The following is a 20,542-nucleotide window of genomic DNA, read 5'->3' on the forward strand; positions in this document are numbered from 1 at the left end:
GGCGATGGCCGAGGCGGTGTTGAACGTGAAGTCGAACTGCGACAGCAGCAGGTCGCGCAGGGCCGAGAACCCGAACTCGGTGCGGTGCAGGTTCGCCGCTTGCATGTCGATGACCGAGCGGAGCACTACCGCGTGCTGGGTGTTGATCAGGTCAGCGGCCGTATCGAGTGCGGAGCGGATCGCTTGGGCCTGAGCGCGGCGGCCAGCGCCCGCGCTGTGCAGGGAGCGGGAGGCCGAGGCAGTGGCGTCGGTGCCTGCGAGGGTGCAGGTGCTGGTGTCCATGAGCGCGGCCTCCTCTCAGTCCGATTCTCGTTGGTGTGTTTGTTTTTCGGTTTCTTGTACTGAGTCAATGATGACAGGCCGTGGGGGGAGTGGCATCACCTGGAAGGGTGAATTCCATTGAGGATTATTCACGGCGACCATGAGATCGTTTGGGCCGCAGTGCAAGTCGCGCCATCCTCCTCCCCCTTGTCGCTGCCCGCCTTGACCGCAACCCAACGATCACCCCACGGCCGCAAGCAGACCAGAACAAATGCGGACCTCTTCGTCGCTGCCGCTCTCACCCGAATCCACCCACCACCCCACAGCCGCAAACCGACCCCCGCCAATCACGGACCCCTTTGTCGCCGCCATCAGTAACCCCGCCCCTAACGCCACTTCTACACGCGAACGGCGCCCGGCCCCCGGGATCGCCGGGTTCCGGACGCCGCTTGCGTCAGTTTGGGAGTCAGTCCTCGGTCTCTGCCTCGGGCTTCGCGGTGGGGGCGTTCGTCTCCGGAGCCTCCTCAGCAGGTTCGGGCGCCGCCGCCTCCTCCTCCTCTGCGGGCATCGGGAACGACTGGGCGATCCTCAGGCTCTGCTGGACCAGGTCCCAGCCCAGCGGGAGCGCCGCCGCGTCGGGCAGATCGAGCTCGAAACCGAAGTCGTCCGCCAGGCCGCCCTGCTTGGCCAGCTTGGTCACCACCGGGTGCGCGGACCGGTTGGGCGCATAGCACCACTTCGGGGAGGCCAGGCCGAAGTCGCGGGCGATCATCATGGCCGCCAGCGCCGCCGGTCCGTCGATGAGCATCGCGGTCGAGCGCGTCGCGGCCGTGAAGATCGCGGCGGCCATGGTGCCGATCGCGGCGCCGCCCAGGCGCGCGACCAGCGCCTCCGGGGTGCGCTTGAAGCCCCGGTTGAAGGCCACATGGTCGCGCAGGGCCGCGACGCGGCCCATCCAGGCCGAGTCGAAGACCGATCCGCCCGGGGCGTGGAGCGTCGGCATGTAGGAGGTGATGTCCTCCTTGGCGATGTAGGAGCAGACGGCGACCGAGGCGGTGGACGCGCCCGCGCCGAGCGCCGAGATGAGGAGCAGGTCGGCGCCCTCGTCGATCGCGCGGTCGGCGCTCTCACGTCCGAGGCGCAGCGCGGCCTCCAGCTCGGTGTCGTCCAGGAGCGGCCCTTCGACGCCGGTGCTGGCGCCGGTGCGCACGACGGTCACCGGGAGCCCGGAGCGGGCGGCGTGCTCGGCCAGCGCGCCCTCGCCCTTCTCCAGGGCCGCGGCCTGCTCATCGACCGGGGCGTAGTCGCCGGTGTCCCAGCCGTCGGGGTAAGCGCCGGCGAACAGGAGCATCCGCGGGGCCGCGAACGGCTCGGGCGCTTCGGTGGCCTGCATGCGGGCGGCCCAGCCTATGGCGGTCTGGAGGCTGCCGAGTCCGGCGCTTTCGATGAGGGCGTCTTGGAGCCGCGCGTTGGCGCGGGTGGTCCACACCCCGTTGGGGAACTTCGCTTTGAGGTCGGCGAGGGGCCCGGCGTCGGTCGTCTGTGTCACGGCACAAGGCTAGCGCGAGAGTGATGGGGCACAATTGCCAAGTGACCACCATCGACTTCGCCAAGGGCCACGGCACCGGCAACGACTTCGTGATCGTGCCGGACCTGGAGGACGCCCTCCCGTTGAAGGACGCCCAGGTGGCGGCGCTGTGCGACCGCCGGTTCGGGATCGGCGGGGACGGGTTGCTGCGCGTGGCGCCGTCTGACGACGCGGCGGCGGCGTTTTTCATGGACTACCGGAACGCGGACGGTTCGATCGCGGAGATGTGCGGCAACGGCGTGCGGGTCTTCGTGCGGTACCTGCTGGAGCGGGGGCTCGCGGAGGGCCCGGAGATTCCCGTCGCGACGCGCGCGGGGGTCAAGACGGTGCTGGTGGATGGCGACGAGCTGCGGGTGGACATGGGCCCGGCGGTGTTCGGGCCGACCTCGCAGGCGTCGGTGGAGGGCTTCACCTGGCCGGGACAGGCCGTTTCGATGGGGAACCCGCACCTGGTGTGCCATCTCGGGGACGAGGCCGAGCTGGAGGCGTTGGAGCTGTTCCATCAGCCGCGGTTCGACGCGGCGGTGTTCCCTGAGGGCGTGAACGTGGAGTTCGTGGCCGGGACTGCGCCGCAGGTGCGGATGCGGGTCCACGAGCGCGGTGTTGGCGAGACGGCTTCATGCGGCACGGGAGCGTGCGCGGTCGCGGCGGTGGCGCTGCGCCACGCCGGGCAGGACACGGGCACGTGCAAGGTGGGCGTGCCGGGCGGGACGCTCACGGTCACGGTGACCGACGAGACGGTGTACTTGGCGGGCCCGGCGGTGATCGTCGCCGAGGGCGTGTTTCGCGTCTAGGCGAACGAATCGTGTGACGGGCGTATAGCCATCCCTAACCCCCACCCACCCGGGGGAACGGTAGGTCCCACTTTCCCGCTCGGGTACGACAAGAACGGCCCCCGCGGGCGCTGCTGTCGCCCGAAGGCGTGAGGGAACCCGAGTGCCTGACGCGGCTGCGGGCCGCAGGTGGCGGGCGACTCCGAGTGCCTGACGCGGCTGCGGGCAGCAAGCGGCGGGCGGTCCCGAACTCACGACGCGTCCTTGGTTCGCGCGTGGCCCCGGACGCCTTCGGCGTCCGGGGCCACTCCGCTTCAGCGCTTCTGCCGCTCGACTTGCCAATACCTCTAAACGGCCGTTACCGCATCACGCGCTTCACCGCCGCCGCGACCGCCGGGGCCACGTTCGGGTCGAAGACGCTCGGCACGATGTACGTCGCGTTCACCTTCTCCTCGCCCACGCAGTCGGCGATCGCCGTGGCCGCCGCCAGCGCCGCGTCGTCGTTCCAACCCCGCGCCTGCGCGTCCAGCAGGCCCCGGAACACGCCCGGGAACGCCAGCACGTTGTTGATCTGGTTCGGCTGGTCCGACCGCCCGGTCGCCACGATCGCCGCGTACCGCGCCGCCTCGGTCGGGCTGATCTCCGGGTCCGGGTTCGCCAGCGCGAACACGATCGGGTCCTTCGCCATCTTCGCCACGTCCGAGCCCTTGAGGATGTTCGGCGCGCTCACCCCGATGAAGATGTCCGAGCCCTCGACCGCGCCCGCCAGGTCCCCGGCGTAGTCGTGCTTGTTGAAGTGCTGCCCGAGCCACTTCCAGGTCTCGTTCTGGGTGTCGAAGCCCGCGTGCAGCGCCCCGTCGCGGTCCACCGGCACGATGTCGCCGATCCCGGCCTTCTCCAGCAGCCGCATGATGGCCGTCCCGGCCGCCCCGCAGCCGACGATCGTCGCCCGCACGTCCGCGAAGTCCTTGCCGACCACGCGCAGCGCGTTCGTGAGCGCGGCGAGCACCACGATCGCGGTGCCGTGCTGGTCGTCGTGGAACACCGGGATGTCCAGCCGCTCGCGCAACCGCGCCTCGATCTCGAAGCAGCGCGGCGCCGCGATGTCCTCCAGGTTGATGCCGCCGTAGGTCGGGGCGAGCGCGGTGACGATGTTGACGATCTCGTCGGTGTCCTGCGTGTCGAGGCACACCGGCCACGCGTCGACGTCGCCGAACTTCTTGAACAGGGCCGCCTTGCCCTCCATGACCGGCATCGCCGCGGCCGGTCCGATGTTGCCCAGGCCCAGCACGGCCGAGCCGTCGGTGACGACGGCGACGGTGTTGCGCTTTATGGTCAGGCGCCGCGCGTCGTCGGGGTTCTCGGCGATCGCCATGCACACGCGGGCCACGCCGGGGGTGTACGCCATCGACAGGTCGTCGCGGTTGCGCAGCGGCACTTTCGGGGCGACCTCGATCTTGCCGCCCAGGTGCATGAGGAAGGTCCGGTCGGAGACCTTCTTCACATCGAAGTCCGGCATGGCCTCCAATATGTGGGTGACCTGCTCGGCGTGCGAGGCGTCGGCGGTGTCGCACGTGAGGTCGACGGTCATGCGCTTGTTGTCGGAGCCGACCACGTCGAGCGCGGTCACGATGGCCCCGGCCTGCCCGACGACGGTGGCGAGCCGTCCCGCCGCCCCCGGATCGGCCGACAGCGCGAGCCGGACGGTGATGGAGAACCCGGCGCTGGGAAGACGGGCTGCAGTCATGCCGCTCCTTAGAAGTGCACTTCGTTGTGGACGCTTTGCTCGGATGTCTTGAATAATGCCACCGCCGCGCGACCTCCCGTCCCGGCCCTGCGCTGCGATCGGGGCCTCGCCGCCGCGGCCGTCCGCGGGAGCGCTGCGCACCTTCGCGCGCGGCGGTGGCCATATTCGTTCGCCGTTGTCACGCCCGCGTGTCAAGCTTGAGGCGATGCGCGAAGAGAATCTGAACCTGCAAGAAGACCTCCCGTCCGCCGACGCCCCCTCGACTGGGGAACTGGACCTGGAGGCGCGCCAGGCACTGCGGCGCGTCGCCGGGGTCGCCTCCACCGAGCTCGAGGACGTCACCGACGCCGAGTACCGGCGACTGCGCCTGGAGCGCGTCGTCCTGGTCGGCGTCTGGACTGAAGGCTCGATCGAGGATGCCGAGAACTCGCTCGACGAACTCGCCCAACTCGCCGAGACCGCCGGGTCCGAGGTCGTCGACGGCCTGATCCAGCGCCGCTCCAAACCCGACGCCGGCACCTTCATCGGCTCCGGCAAGGTCCAAGAGCTCAAGGACACCGTCGAGGCCCTCGGGGCCGACACGGTCATCGCCGACGGCGAGCTCTCCCCGGGCCAGCTCATCGCCTTGGAGAAGGCCGTCAACGTGAAGGTCATCGACCGCACCGCGCTGATCCTCGACATCTTCGCCCAGCACGCCAAGAGCGCCGAGGGCAAGGCCCAGGTCGAGCTGGCGCAGCTCCAGTACCTGCTGCCGCGCCTGCGCGGCTGGGGCGACGCGATGAGCCGCCAGGGCGGCGGCGCGGGCTCCAACGGCGGCGTGGGTCTGCGCGGCCCCGGCGAGACGAAGCTGGAGACCGACCGGCGCCGCATTCGCGCCAAGGTCGCCAAGCTCCGCCGCGAACTGGCGAAGCTCACCGTCACCCGCGAGACCAAGCGCGACTCGCGCACCCGCAACCGCGTGCCCGGCGTCGCGATCGCCGGCTACACCAACGCCGGCAAGTCGAGCCTGCTCAACGCCCTCACCGGCGCGGGCATCCTCGTCCAGGACGCCTTGTTCGCGACCCTGGACACCTCCACGCGCCGCTCGCGCACCGCCGAGGGCCGCGAGTACACCGTCACCGACACCGTCGGGTTCGTGCGCCACCTGCCGCACCAGCTCGTCGAGGCCTTCCGCTCGACCCTCGAAGAGGTCGCCGAGTCCGACCTCGTCGTCCACGTCATCGACGGCTCGCACCCCGACCCGATCGGCCAGGCCGAAGCCGTCCGCGAGGTGCTCGCCCAAGTCGGCGCCGAGGACGTCCCCGAACTGATCGTCGTGAACAAGGTTGACCTGGTCGAACCCGACGGACTGCTGCAACTGCGCTCGGACTGGCCCGACGCCGTGTTCGTCTCCGCCCGCTCGGGCGAGGGCATCGACAAGCTCCGCGACGCCATCGAACGCGCCCTCCCGCAACCGGACACCACACTGACCGTCTGCATCCCGTACGTGCGCGGCGACCTGGTCTCGCGCATGCGATCGCGCGGCGAGGTGCTCGCCACCGAGCACCGCGGCGACGGCACCGTCATCACCGCCCGCGTCGACGACGCACTGGCCGGTGAATTGCGAGCCTTCGTCCTGGAAACCGACTGAAACGCCGTGGTCCCGAACATGTCTCATGGGGGCCCCGCCGCTGACCCGGCGTGTTCTGGAACACTTGCGTGATGCGAGAGCGCCGTGTGGGCCGAGGGGCCCTGCCTGCGCGGCTCGTCGCCGGGGCGGCTGGTGTCGCGGTCCTGGTCACGGCCGCGCCCCCCGTGTACGCCCAGGACGAGGAGTCCGGCGGCGGGAGCGTGCTTTGCGACCTCCACGATCCACGGCTCGCCAGCCCCTCGGGGATCACCGCCGCCTCCGGCGGCGACGGCTGGTGGATCGTCTCCTCCGCGGAGAACCAGGACTCGACGCTGTCGATCCTGCGCGTCGGCGCCGACTGCAACCCGCGCGAGTCCGACGAGGTCTTCATCGACCACCAGCCCCGCGACCCCGAGGCGCTGGCGCTCGACTCCGGCGGGTTCATCTGGGTCGGCGACACCGGTGACGCGCTCAATCGCGACTGGATCACCGTCAACCAGATCGAGCCGTTGGACCCGGGCAACAACGTCGCCTACCGCTACGTCTTCCCCGGCCCGAACCAGGAGGTCGAGGCGTTCCTCATCCCTCCCGGCGACGCGAAGAAGCCCCTGTTCATCACCGCGGGCGACGGCGAGGCCGCGCTGCTGTACCCGCCGGGGGAGAACCAGACCGAGAACACGCCGCTGGAGAACGTCGGCACCGTGTCCCTCAGCGAGGGCGGCTCGGTCACCGGCGCGGCGCTCAACGCCGACGCCTCCAAGGCCGCGCTGCGCACCGCGAACGCCGTCTACGAGTGGACGGTCGAGGACGGTGACGTGATCGCGGCGCTCACCGGCGCCGAGCCGCTGGTCACCCCCATCGACGACGCCGGTACCGCGCAGGGCCTCGCCTACGACGCGGATGGGAACTTCCACACGCTGTCGTCCACGGACGGCGGCGACGGCGTCTTCGGGACCATCACCGCGCACGCCCCGGCCGCCCCCGCGCCCGAGGAGCCCGCCGACACCGGCGGCGACGAGGCCGCCGCCGAGAAGGAGGGCCCGACCCTCCTCGACCGCATCCTCGACCTCGGCTTCGACACGATCGTGAAGATCCTCGCGGGCATCGCGATCCTCGGCATGCTCGTCATGGTCCTGGGCATCATCGTCATCCGCAAGCACCGCAAAGCGCAGGGCGAGGACGAGGAGGACGAGACCGAGGAGGGCTTCGCCGCCGAGGAGTCGGGATTCGGCGAGGAGGAGGACGGGTTCCTCAAAGACCTCAAGGACGACCCGGTCGACCTGGGCCTCGACTCCGGGCAGCCCGACCCCGACCTCGGCCAGGTCGCCCGCGGCGCCGTCTACGGCGCCGCCCGGCCCGAACCGACCGGGAACGTCTACGGCGCGGCCAAGCCCGTCGAGCCCACTGGCAACGTGTACGGCGCCGCGCGCGCCGAACCTGCGCCCCCAGAGCCAGCACCGCGCCCTGAACCCACCGGGAACGTCTACGGCGCCAAGCCCGCTGCGCCCCCCGCGCCGCCGGTCAAACCCGCCGGCGGGGGCGTCTACGGCGCCGCCCGCGAGGAGCCCCAGTACGGGGCGTTCGAAGGCGGCGGCCACGGCAGCGTCTACGACAACGCCGGCCCCGGCCAGTCCTTCGCCGTCCGACCCGAACCCGCGCCGCGCCCCGAGCCGGCACCGCGTCCCGAACCGACCGGGAACGTCTACGGCGCGGCGGCCAGGCCGGTCCAGCCGGCCACCCCCGCGGGCGGGAGCGTCTACGGCGGGGGAGCGGCCAAGGGCTCGGTATACGGGGCCGGGAACGACGAACGGACCCCCGAAGCCGACGAAGGCTACTGGGGTCCGTCCGATGAAGGCGGACCCGCCCGCGGCCGAGGCCGCTGAGCGGGACTGCGGGTCAGATCTTCCTGAGGACCGCGACGATCCGGCCGAGGATCTCGGCCTCGGACGCGTCGATCGGGTCGTACAGGGAGTTGGCCGGAAGCAGCCACGGCTTGCCGTTCTTGCGCTTCCACGTCTTCACCGTCGCCTCCCCGTCGATCATGGCGGCCACGATCTCGCCGTTGAGCGCGTCGGGCTGCTGGCGCACGACCACCCAGTCGCCGTCGGTGATGGCCGCGTCGACCATCGAGTCGCCCTTGACGCGCAGGAGGAAGTGCACGCCCTCGCCGACGAACTCGGCCGGCAGGGGCATGACGTCGTAGTCGCGCTCCTCGGCCAGGATCGGCTGCCCCGCGGCGATCTCGCCGACCATCGGGACGTAGCGGGGGCGGGGGTGCTGGGAGCAGGTCTGGACGCCCCCGGGCGTCGGCTGGCGCACCCCGACCGCGCGCGGCCGGCCGGCCAGGCGGTTGAGGTAGCCCTTCCGTTCGAGCTGCTTCATCTGGTAGGCGACGGACGACGCCGAGGCGAGCCCGACTTCGGCGCCGATCTCCCGGACGCTGGGCGGATAGCCCTTGTTGTTGATGAACTCCTCGATGTACTCGAGGACTTGCTGCTGCCGACGCGTCAGCTTGCGCGTTTTCGGTCGGGCTGTGGTGGTCTCGCTGGCCACAGGAGGCTCCTGTAAGACAAATGGGACGGTATGTCTGATTCCGACAATGTAACTCAGCTACGCCGTCAAGTCAAACATTCGTGCGACATCGGCGTGTCGCGGCGCTGGTTGTACTGTGTTTTGGCGCGGTTTCACCCGTACGGGTGAACGATAGTCCGTCGCGTCGAGCCGCGGTGCGGCCGCCCCCGGCGGCGCCGTGATCACAGGGCACCGATCTGCGCTATTCTGGACACAAGATCTTGTGGTCTGTTGTATGGTCTCTCACTAGGTGTTGGGGTTTATGCACCGACCGGAGCGGCGGGAGGCAGACTGTGACCCGACTCGGCGACGAGCGGCGAGTCACGGCTTCACCCGGCCGCCGGACCTCGGCGAGACCGTGATCCGAGACCACTTCGCACGACCACGGCGCCGGAACCGAGGCCCCAGAAGGAGACTCTAGCGATGCGATGTCCTTACTGTCGTCATCCCGACAGCCGCGTGGTCGACTCGCGCGAGGCCGAGGACGGCAAGATCATCCGCCGCCGCCGGGTCTGCCAGCAGTGCGAGAAGCGCTTCACCACCGTCGAGGAGTCCATCCTCGCCGTCGTCAAACGCAGCGGCGCCACCGAGCCCTTCAGCCGCCGCAAGGTCGCCGGCGGCGTCCTCAAGGCCTGCCAGGGCCGGCCGGTCGACGCCGACGACGTGGCCAAACTGGCCCAGTCCGTCGAGGACGAGATCCGCTCCAAGGGCGTCGCCGAGGTCCCGGCCCACGAGGTGGGCCTGGCGATCCTCAAGCCGCTGCGCCAGCTCGACGAGGTCGCGTACCTGCGCTTCGCCAGCGTCTACCAGGACTTCGAGTCCCTCGAGGACTTCGAGGCGGCCATCGCGCAATTGCGCGAGGAGCACGCCGCCCGCAACGGCGGCTGACACCGCCGAACACCCACCGATTCCCACGCAACACCAGGCATGAGCAGAAACAGGGGCGAGAACATGCCGAAGACCGCCAAGGGCGCCGAAGGCGCCGCCAAGACCACTCCCAAGCAGGCGACCGAGAAGGGCCTCAAGGTGGAGCGCGTCTTCACCAAGCCGGGCGTGCACCCGTACGACGAGGTCGAATGGGAGTCGCGCGACGTCGTCATGACGAACTGGCGCGACGGCTCGATCAACTTCGAGCAGCGCGGCGTCGAGTTCCCGAGCTTCTGGAGCATCAACGCGACCCAGATCGTCACCTCGAAGTACTTCCGCGGCGCCGTGGGCACCCCGCAGCGCGAGACCGGCCTCAAGCAGGTCATCGACCGCGTGGTGACCGAGTACCACAAGGCGGGGGAGAAGAACGGCTACTTCGCGACCGCCGAGGACGCCCAGGTCTTCGCCGAGGAACTCACCTGGCTCCTGCTCCACCAGTACTTCAGCTTCAACTCCCCGGTCTGGTTCAACGTTGGAACCCAAGCGCCGCAACAAGTCTCGGCGTGCTTCATCCTCAGTGTGGACGACACCATGGAGTCGATCCTCGACTGGTACAAGGAAGAGGGCATGATCTTCAAGGGCGGCTCCGGCGCCGGGATCAACCTCTCCAAGATCCGCTCCTCCGCCGAACTGCTCTCCTCGGGTGGCAACGCCTCCGGCCCCATCAGCTTCATGCGCGGCGCCGACGCCTCCGCCGGCACCATCAAGTCCGGCGGCGCCACCCGCCGCGCCGCGAAGATGGTCGTCCTCGACGTCGACCACCCCGACATCGAGGCCTTCATCGACACCAAGGCCCGCGAGGAGGACAAGATCCGCGCCCTCCGCGACGCCGGATTCGACGTCGACCTCGGCGGCGAGGACATGTTCTCGGTCCAGTACCAGAACGCCAACAACTCCGTGCGCGTCTCCGACACCTTCATGAAGGCCGTCGAGGAGGGCACCGACTACGCCCTCACCGGCCGCCTCGACGGCGCGGAGATCGGCCGCCGCGACGCCCGCGAGGTCTTCCGCAAGATGGCGACGGCCGCTTGGGAATGCGCCGACCCCGGCATCCAGTACGACGACGTCATCAACGACTGGCACACCAACCCCAACACCGACCGCATCTACGCGTCTAATCCTTGCTCGGAGTACATGAGTCTCAACGACTCCTCGTGCAACCTCGCGAGTCTCAACCTCATGAAGTTCCTGGCCGACGACGGGTCCTTCGACGTCGACCGGTTCGTGAAGACCGTCGAGTTCGTCATCACCGCCATGGAGATCTCGATCTCCTTCGCGGACTTCCCGACCGAGAAGATCGGGCAGACCACCAGGGACTACCGGCAGCTCGGCATCGGCTACTCGAACCTGGGCGCGCTGCTCATGGCCTCCGGCCACGCCTACGACTCCGAGGAGGGCCGGTCCCTGGCCGCCGGGATCACCGCGCTCATGACCGGCGTGTCCTACCGCCGGTCGGCCGAGATCGCCGGAGTCGTCGGGCCCTACGCGGGCTACGAGGCCAACGCCGAACCGCACCAGCGGGTCATGCGCAAGCACGCCGAGGCCGCGAAGGCGGTGCGGACGTTCGGCGACGTCGACGCCACGGTCCTGGAGGCCGCGAAGTCCGAATGGGACAGGGGCAACGCCATCGGCGCGCAGAACGGCTGGCGCAACGCGCAGGCCTCGGTGCTCGCGCCCACCGGCACCATCTCGTTCATGATGGACTGCGACACCACCGGCATCGAGCCGGACCTGGCGCTCGTGAAGTTCAAGAAGATGGTCGGCGGCGGCTCCATGGAGATCGTCAACCAGACCGTTCCCCGCGCGCTCGAACGCCTCGGCTACGACGAGGGCGAGCGCGACGCGATCGTGGCGTACATCGCCGAGCACGGGCACGTCGTCGGCGCCCCCGCGCTCGAGGACGAGCACTACTCCGTGTTCGACTGCGCCATGGGCGAGCGCTCGATCTCCCCGATGGGGCACGTCAACATGATGGCCGCCGTGCAGCCGTTCCTCAGCGGATCGACGAGCAAGACGGTGAACCTGCCCGAGTCCGCCACGGTCGAGGACATCGAGGAGGTCTACTTCCAGGGCTGGAAGCTCGGCATCAAGGCGCTCGCGGTCTACCGCGACAACTGCAAGGTCGGGCAGCCCCTGTCCGCCAAGAAGAAGGAGATCGACAAGGCCGTCGAGGAGGCCGTGGAGAAGGTCGTCGAGACCGTCTCGGCGCACGCCCCGGTGCGCCGCAAGCTCCCCAAGAAGCGTCCGAGCCAGACCATCTCGTTCACCGTCGGCGGCGCGGAGGGCTACATGACCTCCTCGTCCTACCCGGACGACGGCCTCGGCGAGGTCTTCCTCAAGATGTCCAAGCAGGGCTCGACCCTCGCCGGCGTCATGGACGCGCTGTCGGTGTCGATCTCGATCGCCCTCCAGTACGGCGTCCCGCTCGAGAAGTACGTCGAGAAGTTCACCAACATGCGCTTCGAGCCCGCCGGCATGACCGACGACCCGGACATCCGCATGGCCTCCTCGCTGGTGGACTACATCTTCCGCCGCCTGGCGCTGGACTACCTGCCGTACGAGGAGCGCGCCGCGATCGGCATCCTCACCACCGCGGAGCGCACCGCCGAGCTCAACGGCGAGACCTTGCCGCTGAACGACAAGGTCGCGCAGCCCGAAGTGGACCTCGACGCCCTCCGGGCCTCGGCGCCGATCGAGGAGGCCGTCACCGAGCGGGCCCAGATCGAGTCCAAGCCCAAGCGGCTCGACGTGCTGCACTCGGCCCAGGCCCGCAGCGCCGACGCGCCGCTGTGCATGAACTGCGGCACCAAGATGCGACCGGCCGGCTCCTGCTACGCCTGCGAAGGCTGCGGGGCCACCAGCGGTTGCAGTTAGCAGCCGAACGGTTCAGGGGCGGGCCCGCACGGGCCCGCCCCGATCCGTACGCTCCGATGTGAAAGGCCCCCAATGGAACTGATCGGCGCCGGCCGCGAATCGAAGGTCTACGCGCTCGACGAGCGCACCGTCCTGCGCCGCAGCGGCTTCGACGTCGGCGGCGAGGCTTGCGTGATGCGCCATGCGCGCGAGCTCGGCATCGACGTCCCCCGGGTCGTGGACGTCTCGGGCGGCGACCTCGTGATGGAGCGCCTGCACGGCCCGACGCTCGCCGCCGAACTGATCGCCGGACGCCGCACACCGGCCGAGGCGTCCGCGGTGATGCTCGGCCTCCTCGACCGGCTCCACCGCCTCGACGCGCCCGACTGGCTCCCCTCCTCGCCGCGCGGCCTGGACCTCGACGGCCTCCCCGGACCGGCCCGCCTCCTCCACCTGGACCTCCACCCGGAGAACGTGATCCTCACCGACCGGGGCCCGGTCCTGATCGACTGGGCCAACGCCGCGGCCGGGCCCGCCGAGTTCGACACGGCCGTCACCTGGGCGATCATGGCCGGTGTCGACCTCGCGGCGGCCGGCCTGCCGCCCGAAGCGGCCGCGGCCTTCCGCGGCGCGCTCCTGCCGCCCCTTCGCGCCGCCGTCTCCGAACCGGCGCTCGCCCTCGCCGCCGCCTACCGCGAAGCCGACCCCAACGTCGGCCCGGACGAGGTGCGGGCGCTCGCCGACGCGCTCGCGGCCTGATTTCGATCGCATTGCGTAAGGGCCTCAAAACAACCCAAGACGGGTCGAAGCGCCGCTTCTGCGCGTCATAGACTCCCCCCTATGCAAACCGTTCCCCCGGACCCTGACGGCTCGTCCGCGCCGCCGAGAGCGCTTGCGAGCCGCACATGAGCACCGCCTGGATCGACCCCGCGGCTGCCGCGGCGAGCCTCACCGCCTCCGGCGCGACCCTCGAACCCGGCGCGGCCCTCGCGGTCTACCGACTCGGCAGGACCTCCTTCCGCACCGCCGTCGTGCGCCGCGTCGACGACGCGTACGTGGTCGTCGCCGAGCGCTCGCAGTCGATCGGCGGCGACGAGTTCGACGACCTCCTCCTCGCCTACCTCTCGGGCCGCCACCGCGACGCCGACCGCCGCTTTTGGGACCGCCTCGACGGCACCGACGAGGCCGACCTGCGCCTGCGGCGGACCCTGCTCGCCAAGATCAAGCGGGCCCGTGAGCAGCTTTCGGGGCAGGACTTCACCGTCATCACCCTCCCCGTGGCCGACCTCAAGCTCTCCTTGACCCGCGAGGAGCTCGAATCGCGCCTCCGGGGCGTGGTCGAGGAGACCGTGGACCTCACCGAGGAGGCCCTCGCCGAGGCCGGTACGGCGCCGCAGGCCCTCGCGGGCCTCCTCATCGTCGGCGGCGCCGGGCGCACCCCGCTCGCGTCCGAGTCGCTGCGGCGCCGGTTCGGCGTCGAGCCGGTCCACGCGGCGGGCGACGTGCGCGCCGTGGAGACGCCCGTGGAGACGCGGGAGCTGCCGGTCCAATCCGAGGAACCCGAGGCCCCGCGGCCGCGCTCGGCTCGCCCGCTGGCGATCCTGGTGGCCCTGCTGGTGCTCGTCGGCGCCGTGGCCGCCTTCGGGACCCGGCTCGGCGACCACGAGCCGCCCTCCGGTTCGGGGGCCGTGGCGACCGCCCCCGGCGAGCACCCGGAGCCCACCGGCGCGATCGACCCGACCGAGACCGACCCGGGCGGCAGCGGCGGCGAGGAGAGCCCCAGCTCGCCCAGCCCCGAGTCCGAGGAGGTCCCCGCCGACCCGACCAAGTCCCAGCCCGCCGGGGAGGCGACGACCACGTCGAGCCCGCGGACCGGCCCGGTCCCCGACGTGGTCGGCCTGTCGACCGCCGAAGCGGTCGCGGCCATGGACGAGGCCGGGTTCGCCGAGGTCGACCTGGAAGGGCAGCGGCGCGCGTTCCTGGACTTCTCGCACGACGACTGCGAGGTCATCGAGCAGAGCCCCGCGCCGGGCACGAACCTCCAGTTCGCCTCCGCGGTCACCGTCACCTTCTCGCACAGCGGCGACGAAGAGGGCTGCGAGGCCTGACCCACTTTCAAGCACGGTCGTGCTATTTTTGAGCGGTGCGCAAAGGCGAACTCACCAGACAGGCCATCCTCGACGTGGCGGTCCGCATGGCCCGCTACTCGGGGCTGTCGGGCCTGACCATCGGGTCCCTCGCCGCGGCCGCCGACATGTCGAAGTCGGGCCTCTTCGCGCACTTCCGCTCCAAGGAGGCCCTCCAGCTCGCCTGCATGGAGCGCAACTCCGAGCAGTTCATCGACGAGGTCTTCCGCCCCGCGCTCGGCAAGCCGCGCGGGATCGCGCGCCTCCAGGCCCTGGTCGAGAACTGGATGGCCTGGTACTCCCGGCCGGGCGGGTGCCTGTACCTGGCGGCCGCCGCCGAGTTCGACGACCTGACCGGCCCCCTGCACGACCTCATGGTGGCCGAGCAGCGGCAACTGCTCGACTCGCTCGCCCGCATCGCGGCCACGGCCGTGGAGGCGGGAGAGCTCGACGAGGACACCGACGTCTTCCAGGTCGCGCAGGAGGTCTTCGGGATCCTGCTGTCCTACAACTGGATGAGCCGCATCCTGTCCTATCCCGACGCCGCCGACCGCGCTTGGGCGGCGTTCAACCGGCTGATCGACAGCCACGCCGTCGCCAGTCGTCGCGTCTGACCAGGAAGGCAACACCCATGGCCAATTCCCAGGCCCCTTCGGCGAAAAAGAAAAGCACGACCGTTCGTGCCCCTTGGTACGTGCGCTCGGGTTTCGCCGCCGCCGAGCGCGTCGCGCCCGGACCGGCCGCGAAGCTCCTGTGCGAGATGTGGTTCCGGCTCCCGGCCGGGCCCGAGAAGCGCCTGCGCGGCGAGGCTCCCGCCGGCTCCGCGGTCTTCGAGGTCGACTGCCTCGGCACCACCGTGTGGGGCTACGACTGGGCCCCCGCGAACACGCCTGAGGCCCCGCTGGTCTACCTCGTCCACGGCTGGGGCGGCTCCACCGGCGACTTCAAGTTCATCGCCGCGAACCTCGTCGCCTCCGGCTTCCGCGTGGTCGCCTTCGACGCCCCCAGCCACGGCAACTCCGGCGCCGGCCCGTGGGGCGAGCGCCACGCCAACGGCCTCCACCTCATCGAGGCCATGTCGGTGGTCCTCGACAAGTTCGGCGCGCCCTACGCGGTCACCGCGCACTCGATGGGCTGCCTCAGCGCCGTCCACGGCATGGTCCTCAACGGGGTGGAGCTCAAGGAGACCCGCCTGGCGATGCTCGCGCCGTTCATCGGCGGCGTCGAGGGCTTCCGCGACACCATCGGCGCGATCGTCCCGGTGGGGCCGCGCATCATGGAGCGCCTGGCGCCGCTCGGCGAGGCCAAGGCCGGTATCAAGCTCGACGACTTCTCGCTGCACGGCATCGAGGTCGACTCGCCGGCGCTCATCGTCCACGACAGGGGCGACCGCCCCAACCCGTTCCGCCACGGCGAGCGCCTCGCCGAGACCTGGCCGAACGCCGACCTCATGGCGACCACCGGCCTCGGCCACCGCAAGGTCCTTGCCAACCCGGCCGTCAGCGGCCGCGTGACGCAGTTCCTCAAGGCGGGCCTCGCCTAGAACGACGAAACGGGGGCCGGGTCTCAGACCCGGCCCCCGTCTTCGCGTTCTAACCCTCGTAGTGGATCGTCAGGCGCGTCCACGCCCCGATGTTGACGTAGGTGCCGTCGCCGATCGGGAACTCCACGTTCGGCGCCAGCGGCTCGTCCGAGCCGTTGAGGAATGTGCCGTTGGAGGAGCCGACGTCCATGATCGTCCACGAGCCGTCGGGCTTGGCGAACAGCTTCGCGTGCTGCGCGCTCACGCCCGGGTCGGCCACGTCGCCCGACAGGTCGATGTCGGGGGTGACGCCCCGCTTGGCGCTGTAGCGGCCGATCGTCAGCTCGCCCTTGTCGAGCGGGAAGCGGCGCGGCTTCGCGAACGACGGGTACTGGAGCTGCGAGGCCCCGTCGGAGGCCGCGACCTTGTTGAAGTAGCCCTGGTCGGCGGTCACCGCGGTGCCCCAGCGGGTGGCCGACTGGCCGGGCGGGGCGTAGTTCGAGGCGAGGTCGCTCGGCTGCGCGTCCGGCATCGAGAAGCCGCCGGTCGGCGAGGCCGAGGGCGGCGCCGAGGTCGGGGCGCCGAACGGCGCCGACGGCACGCCCGGAGGCGGGCCGGGCGGGGCCGAGGTCGGCGCCGCGCCGTACGCCTGCTGGGCGTAAGGGTCCTGACCGTAGCCGGGCTGCTGGCCGTAGGGGTCCTGCGGCTGCGAGGGCTGCCCGTAAGGGTCCTGCCCGTAGCCGCCGGGCTGCTGCTGGCCGTAAGGGTCCTGCTGCTGCGGCTGCTGCCCGTACGGGTCTTGGCCGTAGCCGGGTTGCTGGCCGTAGGGGTCCTGCGGCTGCGAGGGCTGCCCGTAAGGGTCCTGCCCGTAGCCGCCGGGCTGCTGCTGGCCGTAAGGGTCCTGCTGCTGCGGCGGGCGTAGCCCTGGCCGAAGGCCGGGGACTGCGGGGGCTGGCCTTGCTGCCAGGCCGGGTTGGGCGTACCGCACTGTTCGCAGAACTGCGCCTGCGGGAATGCCCCGCACGCACATTGGTACCCGCCCGGCTGTGGGGCACCGCCGTAGGTCGGCTGGTAGGTCAAGGTCGTCCCCCTCCAAGCATTTGGGTGTACTCGGCCTCACTGACGACACCGAGCAGCGCGGCGGTCTCGTCACCCTGAACCGGGGCGTCCGAGCCGGCATGCTCACGGGCATGCGCTTCGGCCTGGACCGAACCGGGGGATTCGAGTTCCACCACCGCGACACTGATGTTGTCATGCCCGCCGTTGGCGAGCGCTTGTCGTGTCAACGCTACCGCCTTGTCGCCAACACTGCCGTCCGGCAGTGGCAGAAGGTCGTGATCGTCATTGAAGTAGCGCGACAGACCATCGCTGCACACTACGACATGCCCGCCGCCCAAGTCCATCCGGAGCAGGTTCGGATTCAGGCTCGGCGCGTCCGCCCCGAGCCACGCGAGCAGGGCTTTCGCGTACGGATTCTTGTACCGCTCGTCGGCCGGGTCCACGCCCTGATACTCCAGCCTCGCCTGGATCGTGTCGTCCACGGTGAGGCACCGGGCCTCCTTCTCGCCGGCCCAGTAGGCCCGGGAGTCGCCGACCCAGCACAGGACCGCCTGGTTCCCCTCCACGACCGCCGAGACGTACGTCGAGGACGGCGGCGAGTTCGGGTACTGCTTGCCGACCGCGGCCACGGCCGAGTGGGCCGCGCCCACCCCGCGCCGCGAGGCGTCCTCGGCCGACAGGCCCTCGCCGAGGGCCGCGCGGATCTCCGTGACGGCCGCCTCGACGCCGGCGAGCGAGGCCCGCTCGGAGTCCGAGGCCCCCGAGACGCCGTCGCACACGACCGCGATCTTGCGCCCGTCGTCGGCGACCGCGATCGCGATCGAGTCCTGGTTGTAGTGGTGGCGCTTGCCCACGTCGGTGGCCGCGCCGATGCCCGGCAGCGTGAACGACAGGTGGTCGTCCGAGCCGCCCGGGTGCTCGCGGTTCTCCTCGACCGCTGCGGAGGACAGCCACGGGGCCTCTTCGGCCGGGACCGCGAACTCCTCCAGGTCGCCGCCGCAGTCCTCGCAGTAGCGGCCGAGGTCGGCGGGTAGCCCGCAGGCGGTGCACCGCTTCGCGGCGCCCAAGGTGGGTGAGGGCTGCATGGGGCTCCTTCGCTACAGCATCGTGCGGGGGCGGTGGCGGTTGGCCAGGTCGAAGTAGTACACCTGGTCCTCCCGGCGGGTGCAGGCGTGGGCGAGATCACGGTAGGACCGCTCCAGCGCCAGGCGCAGCTCCCGCTCCTCCGGCTGCGCGCCGAACACGCGCGGATCGGCCGCCGGACCGGTGCGCTGCACCGTGTCCAGCGCCTGGTGGAGGATGCGGGTCGACACCAGGTGCCGGCGCCGCGGCTCGAGTTTGAGCTCGTCGAGGCGTCCGGCCATGTGGTGCAGGTCCAGCAGCGACGGCGGCGAGGTCCGGCTGTGCAGCGCGGTCTGGATCGCCGCGGTCTGCGCGATCCCGTACTGCGCGGAGGTCTTCGGCACCTGGTGGAGCGCCGAAATCGCCTCGGTCGAGTTGCCGTCCAGGTCCAGCAGCCGTGCCCGACCGTACGCCGCCGACACGAACCGGTGGTCGCACGTCCAGATCCGCGTGTAGTGCGGCAGCGCGAGGTCCCGGCGCCCGGCCAGCTCGGCGCAGGCCGCCAGCGCCAGGCGCGGGGCGAGTTCGCCGGGGAGGTGGGAGTAGACGGCGTCGAAGTGGGCCGCGGCGGTGTGGAAGTCGGCGGCCAGCAGCGAGATGGTGCCGCGCAGCCAGGTGACCTGCCAGGTGTTGCCTTCGCGTTGGGCGAAGTGGTCGAGTGCGGCGGCGGCCTGGTGGAGGTCGCCGGCGTTGACGAGGGTGCGGACGCGCCGCAGTTGCACTTCGGGGCTCTGGACGGGTGCGGAGGCGAGTTCGGCGAGGATGCCGCCGGCGTCGGTGGCCTGGAGGGTGGCGAGGAAGGCGGCCATGGGGTCGGCGAGGTCGACCATGGGCACGGGCAGGGAGTGGGCGACGTCGAAGGGGTCGCCGACGGCGTGGATGTCGTATTCGACGTCGGGTTCGCCGAAGACGGCCTGCTCGCCGCTGAAGAGCGTCGAGGGTTCGGAGCGCGGTTCGCCCTTTTGGACCGATTGGACCTCGTGGAGGACGCCGCGGACTTGGGCGCGCATGTCGTCGGCGTCTTGGAAGCGCGAGCGTGGTTCGAGGTTGCAGGCGCGCAGGAGGAGGCGGTGGAAGGAGCCGAACTCGGCGAACTGGGGGGCTTCGGTGGCGGGGGGCAGGCTGTCGCGGTAGGCACCGGTGAAGCCCTTGAAGTCGAGGGCGAGGACGGCCATGGAGCGGCCGATGGTGTAGAGGTCGGAGGTGATGGAGGGGCCGACGGAGAGGATCTCGTCGTTGGGCACCGAGTAGCCGGGGGTGCCGTAGATGGCCGATTCCATGTCGTCGACGTGGCGGACGGCGCCGAGGTCGATGAGTTTGAGCCAGGTCTCGACGTGGATGACGTTGTCGGGTTTGAAGTCGCAGAACAGCAGGCCGCGGTCGTGGAGGTAGGAGAAGGCGGGGAGGAGTTCGGCGGTGTAGGTGAGGACCTGCTCGAGGGAGAGGGGGCGGCGTTCGCCTTGGTCGTCGAGGGTGTCGCGGATGTCGCGGAGGGACTTTCCGGCGATGTACTCCATGACGATGTAGGACTGGAGCTGGCCTGAGCGGGGGTCGGCGGCGGTGACGAAGTCGTGGATGTCGACGACGTTGGGGTGGTCGATGCCGACGAGGAAGCGCCGTTCGTTGATGGCCGCTTCGATGGCGTCTTCGTCGGAGGTGTTGATGAGGCCTTTGATGACGACCCAGCGCTGGGTGAGGTCGTCGGCGAAGTTCTTGTCGTTGGCGAGGTAGATCCAGCCGAGGCCGCCGTGGGCGATGGCGCCGAGCACTTCGTAGCGTTCGGAGAGGAGGTCGCCGGGTTGGAGGGCGGGGGTGAACCAGTAGCGGGTGCGGCAGTAGGGGCAGTAGCCGTCGACGCGTCCGGCGCGGCCGGCCTGGGGGCGTCCGACGGGTTTGCCGCAGGAGGAGCAGAAGCGTTTGTGCTCGGGGACCTGGGGGATCTCCATGACCGCTTCGGCGGGGTCGCGCGGGGGGATGGGCGGCATGTCGGAGAGGCCGCCGCGTTGGCGGGCGCTGGTGGTGGTGGAGCGGGTGACGGGGCCGGTGATCGGCTGGGGGAGTGGCGCGGCGGGGGCCCGGTGGGGTGCGGGCGGCGGGGAGGGCATGGCGACCCCGGGCGCGATCTGCTGCGACTGGATCGACGGGGGTTGGGAGGGGTGCGGGTGCGGCGCGCCTTGGGGGTGGGGTGAGACGGGTGGTGACATCGGGGGCATGGCGGCGGTCCCGGGCGGGCCGGGCGGCGGGGGCGCGAAGCCGGGCGTGGGGCCCGGGTTCGGCGTGTTGAGTCGTTTGCGGACCCTGAGGGTGTCGGTGGGGTCTTCGGGCTGCTGCTGGCCCGGGAGGTACCGCTGGGTGTGGTCGGGCGGCTGCTGGTCGCTCATGGC

The 20,542-nt window shown here is 70.7% G+C and carries 16 protein-coding genes; 9 read left to right on the forward strand and 7 right to left on the reverse strand.

The window, feature by feature from the left end:
• On the reverse strand, window positions 1–282 hold a 282-nt coding region (locus tag IF12_RS23510), incomplete at its 3' end, for a hypothetical protein (RefSeq protein ID WP_035750096.1).
• 445 nt (window positions 283–727) lie between these two features.
• The gene (locus tag IF12_RS0122080) at window positions 728–1,810 is read right to left on the reverse strand and encodes a nicotinate-nucleotide--dimethylbenzimidazole phosphoribosyltransferase (protein WP_030162408.1); all 1,083 of its coding nucleotides are present in this window, start codon (window positions 1,808–1,810) and stop codon (window positions 728–730) included.
• 50 nt (window positions 1,811–1,860) lie between these two features.
• Here IF12_RS0122080 and dapF point away from each other — a divergent pair, with 50 nt between their 5' ends.
• Window positions 1,861–2,643 (forward strand): diaminopimelate epimerase, encoded by a 783-nt coding sequence (gene dapF, locus IF12_RS0122085; protein WP_030162410.1) that lies wholly within the window; start codon window positions 1,861–1,863, stop codon window positions 2,641–2,643.
• Between the two features lie 337 nt (window positions 2,644–2,980).
• Here the strand turns inward: dapF and IF12_RS0122090 are convergent, their stop codons facing one another.
• The gene (locus IF12_RS0122090; protein WP_030162412.1) at window positions 2,981–4,369 is read right to left on the reverse strand and encodes an NAD-dependent malic enzyme; all 1,389 of its coding nucleotides are present in this window, start codon (window positions 4,367–4,369) and stop codon (window positions 2,981–2,983) included.
• Between the two features lie 205 nt (window positions 4,370–4,574).
• On the opposite strand from IF12_RS0122090, the gene hflX reads away from it, so the two are divergent.
• Window positions 4,575–5,999 (forward strand): GTPase HflX, encoded by a 1,425-nt coding sequence (gene hflX, locus IF12_RS0122095; protein WP_030162414.1) that lies wholly within the window; start codon window positions 4,575–4,577, stop codon window positions 5,997–5,999.
• A gap of 71 nt (window positions 6,000–6,070) precedes the next feature.
• On the forward strand, window positions 6,071–7,861 hold the full coding sequence (locus IF12_RS0122100) for a hypothetical protein (protein ID WP_133884228.1): 1,791 nt from the start codon (window positions 6,071–6,073) through the stop codon (window positions 7,859–7,861).
• A gap of 13 nt (window positions 7,862–7,874) precedes the next feature.
• Here the strand turns inward: IF12_RS0122100 and lexA are convergent, their stop codons facing one another.
• Window positions 7,875–8,531 carry a transcriptional repressor LexA gene (gene lexA, locus IF12_RS0122105; protein WP_051704768.1) on the reverse strand — a complete coding sequence of 219 codons (657 nt, stop codon included), beginning with the start codon at window positions 8,529–8,531 and terminating at the stop codon, window positions 7,875–7,877.
• A gap of 441 nt (window positions 8,532–8,972) precedes the next feature.
• Here lexA and nrdR point away from each other — a divergent pair, with 441 nt between their 5' ends.
• The 6 genes from nrdR to IF12_RS0122135 all read left to right on the forward strand — a co-directional run bounded on the left by nrdR (window position 8,973) and on the right by IF12_RS0122135 (window position 15,998).
• Window positions 8,973–9,437 carry a transcriptional regulator NrdR gene (nrdR, locus tag IF12_RS0122110; protein WP_030162417.1) on the forward strand — a complete coding sequence of 155 codons (465 nt, stop codon included), beginning with the start codon at window positions 8,973–8,975 and terminating at the stop codon, window positions 9,435–9,437.
• A gap of 63 nt (window positions 9,438–9,500) precedes the next feature.
• Window positions 9,501–12,350, forward strand: a complete 2,850-nt coding sequence (locus IF12_RS0122115) for a vitamin B12-dependent ribonucleotide reductase (protein WP_030162419.1) — start codon at window positions 9,501–9,503, stop codon at window positions 12,348–12,350.
• Between the two features lie 72 nt (window positions 12,351–12,422).
• Window positions 12,423–13,088 (forward strand): phosphotransferase, encoded by a 666-nt coding sequence (locus IF12_RS0122120; protein ID WP_030162421.1) that lies wholly within the window; start codon window positions 12,423–12,425, stop codon window positions 13,086–13,088.
• Between the two features lie 146 nt (window positions 13,089–13,234).
• Entirely contained in the window at window positions 13,235–14,437 is a 1,203-nt protein-coding gene (locus IF12_RS0122125) for an Hsp70 family protein (RefSeq protein ID WP_030162423.1), read from the forward strand.
• 35 nt (window positions 14,438–14,472) lie between these two features.
• Window positions 14,473–15,069, forward strand: coding sequence for a TetR/AcrR family transcriptional regulator (locus IF12_RS0122130; RefSeq protein WP_030162426.1), 597 nt, complete (start codon window positions 14,473–14,475; stop codon window positions 15,067–15,069).
• 17 nt (window positions 15,070–15,086) lie between these two features.
• Window positions 15,087–15,998 (forward strand): alpha/beta fold hydrolase, encoded by a 912-nt coding sequence (locus IF12_RS0122135; RefSeq protein ID WP_081913852.1) that lies wholly within the window; start codon window positions 15,087–15,089, stop codon window positions 15,996–15,998.
• Between the two features lie 49 nt (window positions 15,999–16,047).
• Here the strand turns inward: IF12_RS0122135 and IF12_RS27095 are convergent, their stop codons facing one another.
• The 3 genes from IF12_RS27095 to IF12_RS0122150 all read right to left on the reverse strand — a co-directional run bounded on the left by IF12_RS27095 (window position 16,048) and on the right by IF12_RS0122150 (window position 20,539).
• Window positions 16,048–16,965 (reverse strand): FHA domain-containing protein, encoded by a 918-nt coding sequence (locus tag IF12_RS27095; RefSeq protein WP_156036881.1) that lies wholly within the window; start codon window positions 16,963–16,965, stop codon window positions 16,048–16,050.
• A gap of 88 nt (window positions 16,966–17,053) precedes the next feature.
• Complete coding sequence (locus IF12_RS24535) at window positions 17,054–18,121, reverse strand: PP2C family serine/threonine-protein phosphatase (RefSeq protein WP_081913854.1); 1,068 nt, start codon at window positions 18,119–18,121, stop codon at window positions 17,054–17,056.
• A 12-nt stretch (window positions 18,122–18,133) separates the two neighbouring features.
• Window positions 18,134–20,539 carry a serine/threonine-protein kinase gene (locus IF12_RS0122150; RefSeq protein WP_051704772.1) on the reverse strand — a complete coding sequence of 802 codons (2,406 nt, stop codon included), beginning with the start codon at window positions 20,537–20,539 and terminating at the stop codon, window positions 18,134–18,136.
• Window positions 20,540–20,542: the final 3 nt, after the last annotated feature.

Source organism: Glycomyces sp. NRRL B-16210 (genome assembly GCF_000719515.1).
Classification (GTDB): domain Bacteria; phylum Actinomycetota; class Actinomycetes; order Mycobacteriales; family Micromonosporaceae; genus Glycomyces.

Excerpts from the sequence above, each read along its gene's own strand:
- nrdR (WP_030162417.1), top strand. The coding sequence starts at position 8,973 with ATGCGATGTCCTTACTGTCGTCATCCCGACAGCCGCGTGGTCGACTCG.
- IF12_RS0122150 (WP_051704772.1), bottom strand. The coding sequence starts at position 20,539 with ATGAGCGACCAGCAGCCGCCCGACCACACCCAGCGGTACCTCCCGGGC.
- IF12_RS0122115 (WP_030162419.1), top strand. The coding sequence starts at position 9,501 with ATGCCGAAGACCGCCAAGGGCGCCGAAGGCGCCGCCAAGACCACTCCC.
- hflX (WP_030162414.1), top strand. The coding sequence starts at position 4,575 with ATGCGCGAAGAGAATCTGAACCTGCAAGAAGACCTCCCGTCCGCCGAC.
- IF12_RS0122135 (WP_081913852.1), top strand. The coding sequence starts at position 15,087 with ATGGCCAATTCCCAGGCCCCTTCGGCGAAAAAGAAAAGCACGACCGTT.
- IF12_RS0122100 (WP_133884228.1), top strand. The coding sequence starts at position 6,071 with ATGCGAGAGCGCCGTGTGGGCCGAGGGGCCCTGCCTGCGCGGCTCGTC.
- IF12_RS0122125 (WP_030162423.1), top strand. The coding sequence starts at position 13,235 with ATGAGCACCGCCTGGATCGACCCCGCGGCTGCCGCGGCGAGCCTCACC.
- IF12_RS0122120 (WP_030162421.1), top strand. The coding sequence starts at position 12,423 with ATGGAACTGATCGGCGCCGGCCGCGAATCGAAGGTCTACGCGCTCGAC.
- IF12_RS0122090 (WP_030162412.1), bottom strand. The coding sequence starts at position 4,369 with ATGACTGCAGCCCGTCTTCCCAGCGCCGGGTTCTCCATCACCGTCCGG.
- IF12_RS24535 (WP_081913854.1), bottom strand. The coding sequence starts at position 18,121 with ATGCAGCCCTCACCCACCTTGGGCGCCGCGAAGCGGTGCACCGCCTGC.